Annotated in this window: 10 protein-coding genes and 1 tRNA gene; 9 read left to right on the top strand and 2 right to left on the bottom strand. The window is 33.4% G+C overall.

Annotation, left to right across the window (positions count from 1 at the left end; all coding sequences use genetic code 11):
* The 5 genes from BUA46_RS02175 (at position 1) to BUA46_RS02155 (ending at position 3,553) form a co-directional block, all read left to right on the top strand.
* On the top strand, positions 1-393 hold the full coding sequence (locus BUA46_RS02175; protein WP_019386207.1) for an ExbD/TolR family protein: 393 nt from the start codon (positions 1-3) through the stop codon (positions 391-393).
* A 4-nt stretch (positions 394-397) separates the two neighbouring features.
* Positions 398-1,246 (top strand): hypothetical protein, encoded by an 849-nt coding sequence (locus BUA46_RS02170; RefSeq protein ID WP_019386208.1) that lies wholly within the window; start codon positions 398-400, stop codon positions 1,244-1,246.
* 3 nt (positions 1,247-1,249) lie between these two features.
* The gene (locus BUA46_RS02165; RefSeq protein ID WP_019386209.1) at positions 1,250-2,467 is read left to right on the top strand and encodes a bifunctional folylpolyglutamate synthase/dihydrofolate synthase; all 1,218 of its coding nucleotides are present in this window, start codon (positions 1,250-1,252) and stop codon (positions 2,465-2,467) included.
* A 62-nt stretch (positions 2,468-2,529) separates the two neighbouring features.
* A tRNA-Val gene (locus BUA46_RS02160) sits at positions 2,530-2,604 on the top strand.
* 178 nt (positions 2,605-2,782) lie between these two features.
* Entirely contained in the window at positions 2,783-3,553 is a 771-nt protein-coding gene (locus BUA46_RS02155) for a LuxR C-terminal-related transcriptional regulator (protein ID WP_019386210.1), read from the top strand.
* 142 nt (positions 3,554-3,695) lie between these two features.
* Here the strand turns inward: BUA46_RS02155 and BUA46_RS02150 are convergent, their stop codons facing one another.
* Together BUA46_RS02150 and gldJ are read right to left on the bottom strand one after the other, a co-directional pair.
* Positions 3,696-4,976, bottom strand: coding sequence for a UDP-N-acetylmuramoyl-tripeptide--D-alanyl-D-alanine ligase (locus BUA46_RS02150; RefSeq protein WP_019386211.1), 1,281 nt, complete (start codon positions 4,974-4,976; stop codon positions 3,696-3,698).
* A gap of 88 nt (positions 4,977-5,064) precedes the next feature.
* Positions 5,065-6,756 (bottom strand): gliding motility lipoprotein GldJ, encoded by a 1,692-nt coding sequence (gldJ, locus tag BUA46_RS02145; RefSeq protein WP_019386212.1) that lies wholly within the window; start codon positions 6,754-6,756, stop codon positions 5,065-5,067.
* Between the two features lie 260 nt (positions 6,757-7,016).
* Here gldJ and porU point away from each other — a divergent pair, with 260 nt between their 5' ends.
* The 4 genes from porU to pdhA all read left to right on the top strand — a co-directional run bounded on the left by porU (position 7,017) and on the right by pdhA (position 13,960).
* Positions 7,017-10,898 carry a type IX secretion system sortase PorU gene (porU, locus tag BUA46_RS02140; RefSeq protein ID WP_019386213.1) on the top strand — a complete coding sequence of 1,294 codons (3,882 nt, stop codon included), beginning with the start codon at positions 7,017-7,019 and terminating at the stop codon, positions 10,896-10,898.
* 98 nt (positions 10,899-10,996) lie between these two features.
* Positions 10,997-12,199 (top strand): type IX secretion system outer membrane channel protein PorV, encoded by a 1,203-nt coding sequence (gene porV, locus BUA46_RS02135; protein ID WP_019386214.1) that lies wholly within the window; start codon positions 10,997-10,999, stop codon positions 12,197-12,199.
* 93 nt (positions 12,200-12,292) lie between these two features.
* Positions 12,293-12,775, top strand: coding sequence for a cytidine deaminase (gene cdd, locus BUA46_RS02130; RefSeq protein WP_019386215.1), 483 nt, complete (start codon positions 12,293-12,295; stop codon positions 12,773-12,775).
* A 186-nt stretch (positions 12,776-12,961) separates the two neighbouring features.
* A complete protein-coding gene (pdhA, locus tag BUA46_RS02125) occupies positions 12,962-13,960 on the top strand; it encodes a pyruvate dehydrogenase (acetyl-transferring) E1 component subunit alpha (protein WP_019386216.1) in 999 nt (332 codons plus the stop codon).
* The last annotated feature ends 3 nt before the right edge of the window (positions 13,961-13,963 follow it).

Genomic DNA, 13,963 nt, shown 5'->3' with positions numbered 1-13,963 from the left:
ATGAACTTTAGAGGAAGAAATAAAGTAACACCAGAATTCAATATGTCATCAATGACAGATATTGTATTTCTACTACTTATCTTTTTTATGATTGCTTCTACCTTAGTTACCACAAATGCAATAGATATTTTATTACCTAAAGCCAGTGGTAAGACAGAAAACAAAAAATCTGTTGCAGTAAGTATTAAAAAAGACTTAACGTATTATATAGACCAGAAACGTGTTGGCGAAAGTGTATTAGAGAATGAATTAATGGCAGTTTTAGCATCTAAAGATAAACCAACCATAATACTAAGAGCTGAAAAATCTGTACCTGTAGAAAATGTAGTAAAGGTTATGGATATTGCTAACCGAAATAAGTTTAAAGTTATTTTAGCGGTAAAACCAAAATAGAATAATGAAGTACTTCAAAACAAAACACGAAAAGAATTCTGCAAAATTAACAGCGTTAATTGCTATTATTTTGTTGCTTTTGTTGTTTGTTGTTGGTACTACTTATATGGATCCGCCAGAGGAATATGGTGTTGCAGTAAATTTTGGAAATTCAGATTTTGGTAAAGGCAATGTACAGCCTTTAAAGCCTGTGAAGTCTGAGCCATTAAAAATTGAAGAACCACCGCAACCCGATGTTTCAAAATCGGAACCTACCAAATCATCAGAAACTAAAGAGGAGGTATTAACTCAAGAAGATGCCGAATCTATAGCTATAAAAAAGCAAAAAGAAGCAGAAGCAAGGGCGAAAGCTATTGCAGATGCCAAAGCAAAAGCCGAAGCCGATAGAATTGCTAAAGTAAAACGCGAGCAAGAAGAAAAAAAGAAAAAATTAGATGCCTTAATTGGAGGTGTAAGCAAATCCGAAGGCTCCGAAACCGGTAGTGAAGGAAATGACAATCAATCGGGAGATAAAGGTCAGTTAGATGGTAATCCGTATGCGCCTAGTTATTTTGGTGGGCAAGGAACGGGCAGTGGAGGTGTTGGTTATGGTTTAAACGGACGTGGCAACGCTTCATTCCAAAAGTTAAAACAAGATTGTAATGAGTCTGGAATGGTAATTGTTAAAATTGTAGTTAATCAAAGCGGAAATGTCATTTCAGCAGAACCTGGTCAAAAAGGAACTACAAATACAGCACCGTGTTTATTAGAACCAGCAAAAAAAATAGCCTTATCTCATAAATGGCCAGCCGATCCTAAAGCACCAACACGACAATTAGGGTTTGTTAGTGTTAACTTCAAATTAAGTCAATAGTCAATGACATATCAAGATACACTTAATTGGATGTTTTCTCAACTACCAATGTATCAAAGGCAGGGTAAAACGGCTTTTAAAAAAGATTTGAAGAACACCTTAAAGCTCGCAAGTCGTTTAAATCATCCAGAACTTAAGTTTAAATCGGTTCACGTTGCAGGCACCAACGGTAAAGGTTCTTCAAGCCATATGCTGGCTTCAATTTTGCAAGAATCAGGATATAAAGTTGGTTTATATACTTCACCACATTTAAAAGATTTTAGAGAACGCATTAAAATTAATGGTAAGGAAGTAAGTAAACAATTTGTTATTGGTTTTATTAAACGAAATAAGGTTTTTTTTAAAGCTAATAAATTGTCGTTTTTTGAAATGACCGTTGGAATGGCGTTTGATTATTTTGCAAAACAGAAAGTAGATATTGCAATTATTGAAGTTGGGTTGGGCGGACGATTAGATTCAACAAATATTATTACTCCTGAAGTTTCTGTAATTACTAATATCGGGTTAGACCATACGCAGTTTCTTGGTGATACTCTTGAGGCCATTGCTTATGAAAAAGGAGGAATAATTAAACCTAGAATACCGGTTGTAATTGGCGAAACCCAAAAAGAAACGACTCCTGTATTTAAAAAAATAGCAGAAGAAAATTATTCAAATATAGTTTTTGCAGATAAAGAGATTACCTCAGATTATAAATCCGATTTAATAGGGAGCTACCAATCTAAGAATATCAAAACTGTAATTCGAACTATTAAAACGCTACAAAAAAAAGGTTTCAAAATATCAGAGAACAATTTGAAACAAGGTTTGCAAAATGTTGTAAAAAATACCGGATTACTGGGGAGATGGCAAACATTAAATGTAAACCCGAAAGTAGTTTGTGATACAGGACATAATAAGGAAGGTTTAACCTATGTTATGCAACAACTATCAAATGAGACTTTTAATAAATTACTTATTGTATTTGGTGTTGTAAATGATAAAGATTTAACTTCAATAATAGGCTTACTGCCTAAAAAAGCAACATACTATTTCTGCAAACCAGACATTTCAAGAGGATTAGATGCCACTGAGCTAAAAAATGAATTTTCTAAATATAATTTGAAAGGCGAAGCATATAATTCTGTAAATGAGGCCTATGAAATGGCTCTAAACAATGCTGATATAGATGATTTTGTATTCATTGGAGGAAGTACTTTTGTTGTAGCAGAAATAATTTAAATTTTTATTGAAAAAGTTTTTGCAATATTAAAAACTAGGTTATATTTGCAGTCCAATTTAGAGGGCGCGTAGCTCAGTTGGTTCAGAGCACTTGGTTTACACCCAAGGGGTCAGGGGTTCGAATCCCTTCGCGCCCACAGAAAAATCCTGATAGAAACTATCAGGATTTTTTATTTCTTATTGTTTCGATTTTAAAATGGCTTAGATTGTGAGTTGTGAATTATGTATTTAATAAACTCGCATTTACTTAGTAATTAATTATTGTAGGAAAGCTTTAGGTTTTTTTCTATTTTTAGAAAAAAAAGTCTCACATCTATGAATACGCGTACAATTAAAGAAGCTTACAAAGAAATTTTTAAATCGCACGATAATCCTTCATTAGAAAAACACATTGAAAAAATAATAGAATTGGATGCATTCATGCCCTATAATTCTACGTTTTTTTGTATCACAAATACACAAAATTTAGCCTTTGAATATATAAGTAAAAACCTGACTGCTTGCTTAGGTATGGATAGGGAAGAACTTAAGGCTAAAGGCATGAAATACCTCTGGAGTAAAATGCATCCAGATGATTTAGAAGTTTGGTTAGAGGCCTTAAATGAGCTTATGAATTTTACATTGAATGAGATTCCTGTTTCTGAAAGAAACAAAATGAGCTATACATGGAATTATCGATTAAAGAATAGTAAAGATGAATACGTAAATGTGATTCAGAATACAACACCACTTGAATTCGATAATAATAATAAGCCTATTATTGGATTAGCTCATTATACGGTATTATCAAATCATATTGAAATGCAAGTTTGTGCTTCTGCAAAGATATTAAATGATAATAACGAATATGAAACAGTATATTTCAATAATTTTTCTCAGAAATTATTGTCGGATGGTATAAGTAATCGGGAACGCGATATTATTAGACTTTTGGTGTTGAATTACAGTAGCAAAGAGATAGCAAAAAGACTTAATATTACTGCCAATACTGTGGACACACACCGAAGAAATATTCTAAAAAAATTAAAAGTATCTTCCACTGGAGAAATTATTGGCATGTTAAAAAATAATAAAATTCTTATATAATTTGTAAAATACTCAATTTGAGTATTGCTAAATCGGAATTAAAGGTGCATCTTTACATTGCTATTAATTAGTTCTTAGGGAGAATTATATTAAATGAAGTGTCAGTTTATTTTAAACTGGCATTTTTTTTGAATAATTTTAATTAAAGTAGCTCTAGAATGCGCTCTAATGCCATTCCTCTTGATCCTTTTATTAGAATTGTTTGATTTTTTATTTTTGAAAAATCAAAATTATTTTTAAAATCTTCAAAAGATTTATACTGCATTTTAACATTAGAATTTGTTTGAGAATTATAAAAATTTTCTCCTATCAATACAACTTGATTCAAATCTAAAGAATATGCTAAATCAGCGATATTCTGATGTTCTTTTTTAGCTTCATTTCCCAATTCGAACATATCACCTAATATGGCTAGTTTTTTACCAGATTGTTTTTCAAAATTTAATAATGCCGCGCGCATACTGCTCGGGTTAGCGTTATAGGCATCTAAAATGATTTTATTAGAATTTTTAGTGATAATTTGGGAACGATTGTTAGAAGGGATATAGCCTTCAATTGCATTTTTAATATCTTCGTTATTAACCTTAAAATAGTGACCTATAGCTATAGCTGCAGCTATATTGTTAAAGTTGTAATCGCCTATAAGCTGACTTTGAATTTCTAAGTTGTCATATTTGCATGTTACGAAAGGTTGTGCTTCTAAAAAAGTAACCTCAATGTCGATACCTTCGGTAGCGTTTCCAAAAATGTATCTTTTAGTGGTCATAGTTTTATCAATTTGAATAGCATCGTTGGCATTTACAAAAACAAGTTTATTATTAGAAATTAAATAATTATACATTTCACTTTTACCTTTTATAACGCCTTCAATCCCTCCAAAACCTTCTAGATGGGCTTTCCCAAAATTTGTAATATAACCATAATCTGGTTGTGCAATTTGGCAAAGGAATTCAATTTCTTTTTGATGGTTTGCGCCCATTTCAACAATGCATATTTCTGTATCCTTACTCATGGATAATAAGGTTAATGGTACGCCAATATGATTATTTAAATTACCAATAGTTGCGGTTGTGATATATTTTTTAGATAACACTGCATTTATCAATTCTTTCGTAGTGGTTTTTCCATTACTGCCTGTTAGCGCTATTATTGGGATTTTTAAATAATTTCTATGAAAGCTAGCCAGTTCTTGTAAAGTCTTTAAAACATTGTCGACAAGAATGGTGTTTGGAGAGTTATTATATTTTGCTTCATCTACAATGGCATATTTTGCGCCTTTATTTAATGCAGATTCGGCATATTTATTACCATTAAAATTTTCGCCTTTTAAAGCGAAAAACATATCATTTTTATTAATGTTTCGAGTATCCGTTGATACTGCATTGCATTTTAAAAAAAGTGCGTGTAATTGGGATGTTTTCAAAAATTTAAGATTTGTTATGCGAAAATAAAAGTATAAAAAAAGGTTCTAACTCTAGTTAGAACCTTTATATTATTTTAAAATCTAAATTTTAGTTTTTCTTTTTGGTTTTATTTTTACTCTTTGATCCAACTCTAGACATAGCACATCTAAATCCAATGTAGTCTGTTGCCATATCTTGCGGGAAGTAACGCCTTTGAGCAGGATCTAACCAGTACTCTCTATCTTTCCAAGAACCTCCTTTATAAACTCTTACTTTATCATTAATTAAAGATGTTCTACTGTTTCTTTTGTCGTATTCTCTAATAATATTCCCTAAAGAATCTCTGGTAATAGTATGTTTCGGAGAATTGTACATTTTTCTGGTTTCAGATTCAGCTCCACCTTCATTTTCATCATCATTAAAGCTTTCAAAATAGCGAGAAGAACGTTTGTCTCCGTCTCTAAAGTTTATTTGGTCACTTTTATCAAAGTTTGAACGTAAGTAAGTTTCGTTTTCATCCACAGGAACCTGTAAAATTTCACCAGGTAAATTTCTTGCAACTACTTTACCGTTAGATAAAGTGTCATAAACAATGTCATCTATAGTTACCACTTTTACAGTACCGTCGTCGTTTAATGCATTTTTCGTATAAACATTTCCACGGTAGTAGTTAAAATCATTAAATTCATCATCAATTATAGGTCTGTAAACATCTGCAACCCATTCGGCAACATTTCCAGCCATATCATATAATCCAAAATCGTTAGGTTCGTATGATTTTACGGCGTTGGTAATATCTGCACCATCGTCAGACCAACCAGCAATTCCACCATAATCACCTTTTCCTTGCTTAAAGTTCGCCATTTGGTCGCCACGTATTTTACGCTTACCCGAACGAGTGTATTGTCCGTCCCATGGGTATTTTTTACGACCACGATATAGGTTATAACTTCTAAGTTCACTTAACCCTAAAGCAGCATATTCCCATTCAGTTTCTGTTGGGAGTCTGTATTTTGGTGAGATAATTCCAGTTTCACGAGTAGCAAAAACACCAGATTCGTTACCATCTTCATCAACTCTTACATTTCTTCTTCCTCTACCTTCTGGTCTGATAATTTCTTCATTACCACCATACGTTAAAGTAGGTGCATTGATGTATGTATCCGTACTAAATGTTTGTTCTGCATTGACATCTTTTATCATTGCATCGCGTTTTAAGTATCCAGCTTCCGTCAGTTTATGTTCATTAACACGGTCTGTACGCCAGTTAGCAAATTCAACAGCTTGAATCCAGCTTACCCCAACTACAGGATATTCGCCGTAACCAGGATGACGTAAGTAATTCTCCGTCATAACTTCATTAAAGCCTAAACGATTTCTCCATACTAAAGTATCTGGTAAGGCACCATGATAAATGGCTCTGTAAAAAGGATCACTTGGTGGATAAGTTCTTTTAATCCAATCTAAGTATTCCATATACATAGCATTGGTTACCTCGGTTTCGTCCATATAGAAAGATTGAACATGTTGCTGATTTGGGCTATTATTCCAATCATGCATAACATCATCTTGTACACGTCCTTTCGTGAATGTACCACCTTCTACAAAAACTAATCCAGGAGCAGTTTCTTGTTCTTTGAAGTCTGTATTGTACTGGAAACCACCCTCTCTAGAGTTTATGTCCCATCCAGTAGCTCTGGAGCTGTTTTTTGAACTCGAAGATTTTTTACAACTAGTTGATACCACTGCTAGTGCTAAAACTAATAAAATCTTGAATGCTACTACTTTTTTCATATCCATATTTTAAGTAAGCTAATAATAATTTTGGTGCTGCAATATAAGAATTAAACCTAATAACGCAAGCTGTTTTCTGCATTTTATCCAAAAAATAGTGTATTTCGTCCTATTTTTATGTATTTCAACGATGATTTTGACCTTTCAAACCATAGTTTTGTGTTGTATTAACGCATGATTTCATAATTTATTATTGTATTTTTGAATCAGTTTTTAAAAAAGTGGATTTTTAATAATAACAATCTGTTAAAGACGTTATTTTACCAATGAAGAAGAAAATTTTATTATTACTACTGACGTTTTCGGTAGGTGTGTTTGCGCAACAAAAAAAGTATACCATTAATTGGGAGGAGTCTAAAACTTTAACTGGTGGTAGTTTTTCATTTGAAATACCCGCTTTCAATCCAACGTATTTTAATTTTGATTTAGATAAAGGATTACGGTTTATAGATCAATGGGTATCAAAGGGATTGGTCAACGAATCTTCAGTTTCTGTAACTAATGTGGTGTATCAATCCATAACGAAAGCAGATTTAAAGGATTTAGACGTCAATACAATTCCCAATACTTTACAATTCACCTTAAAAAATACTGTAGCAAGAAATAAAAGGTATATCTATTTTCAACTTTCGCCTATAGTAAAGGATGAGAGCAACCGTTTTAAAAGAATTACTTCCTTTCAGGTAAATTATAAAATTGGTTCATCAAATAACCAAACGTTTTTAAAAAACAACAACGCTTCCAGAGTAATTTCGAATTCTGTGTTGAGTTCTGGTGAATGGTATCGGTTTTATGTAGATACCACAGGGGTTTTTAAGCTTTCAAAAAGTTTTTTACAGCGTTTGGGCGTGAATGTGAACAATGTAGATCCGAGAACTATTAAATTGTTTGGTCATGGTGGACGCATGATTCCGTATTCAAACGCAGTAACCTACCCTTATGATGTGCCTGAAAATGCAATTAAATTCGTAGGTGAAGCAGACGGCGAATTTAATAATGACGATTATATTTTGTTTTATGCTCAAGGACCAAAAGAGTATAACATAGAAAAAGGTACGCATATAAATTGTTATACCGATAAAACCTACTACTTCATTAATGTAAGTTCGGGGAATGGTAAGCGTATCCAGCCATTTAATCAACCCATTGGTAATGTAGATATGATTATTGATACTTTTGAAGATTATCAATTTCATGAGGTTGATGATTATAACCTAGTGTCTCTGGGTAGACGATGGTTTGGTGATAAATTTGATGTAGATAGCTCGAAGTCTTTTGAGTTTAATTTTCCAGATTTGGTAACCACCGAACCAGTAAATTTAAAAGTAGTTTTTGCAACGTCAACAACAGCAGACAGTCAAATCAATATAAGTGTTAATAATGCAGCAGTTTCTTCATTGTTTATTGGAGGGGTGTCATCGCCAACATTTGCAAATGGATCTACTTATAATGGTGATGTTAATGTAAATTCCTCTACGGTTTCCGTTGGACTTGATTTTGATAACTTAGGAAACCCAAGTATTATTGGGTATTTAGATTATATTGGAGTTAAAGCAACCCGTAAACTAAATTTTAATGGAGAGCAATTTTTATTTAAAAACTCAGATGTGGCAACCGCTTCAGGAATTGGGCAGTATAACATAACAAATACCGCGAATCTTTCAGAAATTTGGGATGTTACAGATTTATATAATGTTGCAAATTTTATTAATGTTGATGAAGCATCAACTTTAAGCTTTACAGCAACACTTGGAAGTTTAAAAAGCTACGTAGCGGTATCACAATCAGATTATTATGTTCCTAAATTCGATTCACAAACTTCTATAGCTAATCAAAATATTAAAGGAACAATTTTTCAAAATACACAAGGTGATTTTCAAGATGTCGATTACATAATCGTAGCGCCAAATAACATGCTTTCTCATGCTGAAAAATTAGCGCAAATTAATAGAAATCAATATGGTTTAAATGCAAAAGCTATCGGGCTAAATGAGATTTATAATGAGTTTAGTTCTGGAAATCAAGATATTGGAGCTATAAGAAATATGGTGAAATATGTTTATGATAATGCAAGTTCAACAGAGAACAGAATTAAATACTTGTGTTTATTTGGCGATGGTTCTTTTGATTATAAAGATAGAATCCCAAATAACACTAATGTTGTGCCTTCATGGTACTCTTATAATAGTTTTAGTTTAGCTACTTCTTTTGTTTCTGACGATTTTTATGGTATGATGGATGATTCTGAAGGAGCCATGAATACATCTGACTTATTAGATATTGCCGTTGGAAGAATTCTTGCAGATACACCGCAACGCGCCAAAGAAATGGTAGATAAAATCGAGTCTTATTATATAAAGGAAGCCTACGGCAGTTGGCGAAATAATTTTGTTGTAATTTCTGATGATAATGATAGTAAGCTTCTCGGGGAATTACAAGAAACCACAAATGATATAGGTGACCTTGTGTCTCAAGAAAAGCCGTTTATGAATGTCACTAAAATACATACGGACGCGTTTCAGCAAGAATCTTCGGCTGGAGGTGATCGATATCCCGATGTTACAAACGAAATTGTTAATGCCATTGACAATGGTGCACTGGTAGTCAATTATTTTGGTCATGGTGGTGAAGAAGGTTTAGCCGAAGAGCGCATTTTGTTAAAGCCTGATATTACCGAATTTCGGAATGTTTGTAAACTCAATTGCTTTGTAACAGTAACTTGCGAATTCACTAGATTTGATAATCCGTACAGAGAAACTGCAGGCGAATTTACGTTTTGGAATAAAGATACGGGAGCGGTAGGATTAATCACAACAACGCGTCAAGTATTTGTGAATTTTGGGATAACTTTTAATGAAGAATTAGGGCAGTATTTGTTTTCGTATAACGATAATGATACTTATGAAGATTATGAATATCCTTCAATGGCAGAAGCTTTAAGGCTAGCTAAAAACGATCCATTAATTTCAGGAAATAGCCAAAAAAGTTTAGTGTTTTTTATTGGTGATCCTGCCATGAAATTGGCATTTCCAGAACCCAATATTAAACTCACCAGAATTAATGACGTGCCAATTGGTCAAGCCACAGATACTTTAAAAGCTCTGAGTTATGTAAAATTAGCTGGCGAGGTTACAGATCTTTCAGGCAATCTTTTAAGTAATTATAATGGAACCTTATCGACCACTATTTATGATAAGTTTATAAACAGACAAACTTTGGCTAATGATGGGATAAGAGATAGTAATGGCGTCATTATTCTAGATTTCTCTACACTAGGTGAAATTATTTTTAGAGGTCAAGCCTCGGTAACAAATGGCCAATTTGAATTTGATTTTGTCGTGCCAAAAGATATAGGGCTTCCAGTAGGTCAAGGAAAAGTTAGCTTTTATGCTAAAAATGAAACTTCAACTCAAAACCAAGCAGGGGCAGATATAAGTTCAGTTAAAATAGGAGGGCTTAATGAAAATGCGCCAGAAGATAATACGGGTCCAGTTATTACATTATATATGAATGATGAAAACTTCGTTACTGGAGGTATTACCAATGAGTCACCAACGTTATTAGCTAAATTAGAAGACGCCAATGGAATTAATACGGCTAGTGGTATAGGGCATGATATTGTAGCCATAATTGATGGCGATGAAACGAATCCCGTTATATTAAACGATTATTATCAAACGGAAGTGGATGATTATACCAAAGGAACATTAAGTTTTTTATTTAGAGATCTTGAGCCTGGGTTGCATACTTTAACTTTAAAAGCATGGGATGTTTATAATAACTCATCAATTGCAGAAATTCAGTTTGTGGTATACGATGAAGATCAAAGTTTAGTGATTAACAATGTACTTAATTACCCAAATCCGTTCGTAAATTATACAGAATTTTGGTTTAATCACAATAGTTCGGAACCTTTAGACGTTTCTATACAGATATTCACGGTCTCCGGGAAATTAGTTCGAACGTTAAATGGTCAAACCACAGGTGGTATAAAAGCCACGAGTTCGTTGTCAAGAGATATAGTTTGGGATGGAAGAGATGATTTTGGAGATAAAATAGGAAAAGGTGTTTATATTTATAAACTTAAAGTCCACTCAAACTTATCAAATAAAACAGTAGAAAAAATAGAAAAACTTGTAATTCTTTAACTAATTGTGTCGTTTCTCTGTAATGATTGTTAGTATGTTACAGAATTATAAAGCAAGTTTTAAAATAAAAATTATATTTGCTAACTAAAATTGAATTCATGAAGAATCAAATATTGCTATTAATAACTCTTGCTTTTATATTTAAAGCTAATGCACAGGAAACCATCATTTTCCCTAATCAAGAAAGAAGAGTTATTACAACGGGTGTACCGTTTTTATTAATTGCTCCAGATGCACGAGCTGCAGCTATGGGAGACATGGGAGTTGCCACTTCTGTAGATGCTTTTTCACAACAATGGAATCCTTCAAAATATGCGTTTTCTGAAACGAAATCAGGAGTTGGCGTTAGCTATACCCCATACTTAAGTAAGTTAGTAAATGATATTTTTTTAGGAAATGTGACCTATTTTAATAGAATAGATGAGCGTAGTGCATTTTCGGCAAGTTTAAAATACTTTTCTTTAGGTGATATAGAGTTTGTTACAGATGAATTTTCAGAAGCACTTATTCAAAGACCAAATGAGTTGACAATAGATGCATCCTATGCTTTACGATTAACTGACCAATTTGCTATGGCAGTTGCTATGCGTTATTTACGTTCAGATTTAAGACTTGATGGTGTAGATGGCGATGCAACTCCAGCAAGTACTTTTGGTGTCGATATTACTGGTTATTATCAGAGTGAAGAAGAGGCGTATGCCGATTTTAATGGACGTTGGAGAGCAGGATTTGCAATTCAAAATATTGGTCCTAAATTTAAGTATGATGAAGGCGGGCAAGAAAACTTTCAACCAACAAATTTAAGGCTAGGAGCAGGATTCGACTTTATATTTGATGATTATAATAAAATTGCAGTTACTGCTGAAATTACAAAACTTTTAGTGCCAACACCACCTGTATATGGTTATGTGGATACTGATGGTGATGAAAATCAAGATAGTGATGAGCCAACCATTATCGTAGAAGGGAAAGATCCGGATGTAAGCTTCCTTTCAGGAATGTTCCAGTCGTTTGGTGACGCCCCTGATGGTTTTAGTGAAGAGATGAAAGAATTCACATGGGCCTTAGGAGCAGAATATTTATATCAAGATTCATTTGCATTTAGAGCAGGTTATTTTAATGAAAGTGAAGACAAGGGAGCTCGTAAGTTTTTAGCTTTAGGAGCCGGTTTCAAAGCCAATGTTGTTAATATCGATTTATCATATTTGTTTTCAGCATCTAAAGTTCAAAGTCCGTTGGAAAATACTTTGCGATTTTCACTTACTTTCAATATCGGAGCTGGCGAGTATAACGAATATTAGTAACAACTAAATAAACGTATTAAAAAACTATTGCTATTTAGCAGTAGTTTTTTGTTTAAAGGCTTTTCTTAACTTTATTATTTACATTTGAATATGAAGGAAAAAAAAATAGAATCGACGTTATATGTTTTTGATAGCATAAATGAGCTATCAAACCAAGTAAAGGCACTAATGCAAAAAGCTATAGAAGCTAGGGCTAATGCTTATGCGCCGTACTCCAATTTTACCGTAGGAACAGCAATATTGCTAGATAATGGCCAAATTGTTACTGGTAGTAATCAAGAAAATGCTTCTTATCCGTCAGGGTTATGTGCAGAACGTACTGCCATTTATTATGCAGGGTCTCAGTTTCCAGAGGCAAAAATGTTACTTATTGCCATAACAGCGGGCTCGAAACGAAATCAAACCACCAAGCCTATTCCGCCATGCGGCGCTTGCAGACAGGCAATAGCTGAATATGAAATAAAACAGAAAACACCTATAGAAATCTATTTTATGGGCGAAACGGGAGCCGTAGCTAAATCCAATTCACTCGCTAATCTTTTACCTTTTGTTTTTGATAAATCTGTATTATAGAGCAATTATAACGATGTAGTTTTTCAGATATGTAAGTTTTTGATATAAAAAATTAGTAATTGGTTAATCTATCAAGAATAATTTAATTGAATTTTTATTTTTTACACTTTCGTTAATTAGGGTTTTTTCAATACAACACAATGTGTTACTTTTGTATTTCGCTAATTAGTAATATAATATCATTCGATGCAAAAAATCACAAAAGAAGTTTACCTTAAATGGTATGAGGATATGTTATTCTGGAGAAAGTTCGAAGACAAACTTGCTGCCGTTTATATCCAACAAAAAGTAAGAGGGTTTCTTCATTTATATAACGGTCAAGAAGCTGTATTAGCCGGTGCTTTACACGCCATGGATTTAACTAAAGATAAGATGATTACGGCATATCGTAATCACGTTCAGCCTATTGGAATGGGTGTAGACCCAAATCGTGTAATGGCAGAATTGTATGGTAAAGTAACTGGAACTTCCCATGGTATGGGAGGTTCGATGCACATTTTTTCTAAAGAATTTAGATTTTATGGCGGACATGGCATTGTAGGTGGTCAAATCCCATTAGGGGCTGGAATTGCTTTTGGTGATAAGTATCACGGAGTAGATGGTGTTACTTTATGTTGTTTCGGAGATGGTGCAGCAAGACAAGGTTCACTTCATGAAACTTTTAATTTAGCAATGCTTTGGAATTTACCGGTAGTTTTTGTTTGTGAAAACAATGGTTACGCCATGGGAACTTCTGTTGAGCGTACTGCAAATCATACTGAAATCTGGAAACTAGGTTTAGGGTACGATATGCCTTGTGGACCAGTTGATGGTATGAATCCGGTTAAAGTTGCCGAAGCTTTTGATGAAGCAATCACACGTGCTAGAACTGGTGGCGGACCAACATTCTTAGAGTTAAAAACATATCGCTATAGAGGTCACTCAATGAGTGATGCGCAGCATTACAGAACCAAATCTGAAGTAGAAGAATACAAGAAAATAGACCCTATTACTCAAGTAAAAGAAATCATTCTTGATAAGAAGTATGCCTCGGAAGAGGATATTAAAGTAATAGATAAGCGCGTTAAAGAACGTGTTGCTGAATGTGAAAAATTCGCTGAAGAATCTCCATTCCCAGAAAAGCAACAACTTTACGATATGGTTTATGAGCAAGAAGATTATCCATTTATTCAACATAAATTATAAAAT

It is taken from the genome of Algibacter luteus, from assembly GCF_900141715.1.
Taxonomy (GTDB): domain Bacteria; phylum Bacteroidota; class Bacteroidia; order Flavobacteriales; family Flavobacteriaceae; genus Arenitalea; species Arenitalea lutea.
Note: the sequence above shows the minus strand (reverse complement) of the source record. Positions and strands in the feature narration are given on the sequence as shown.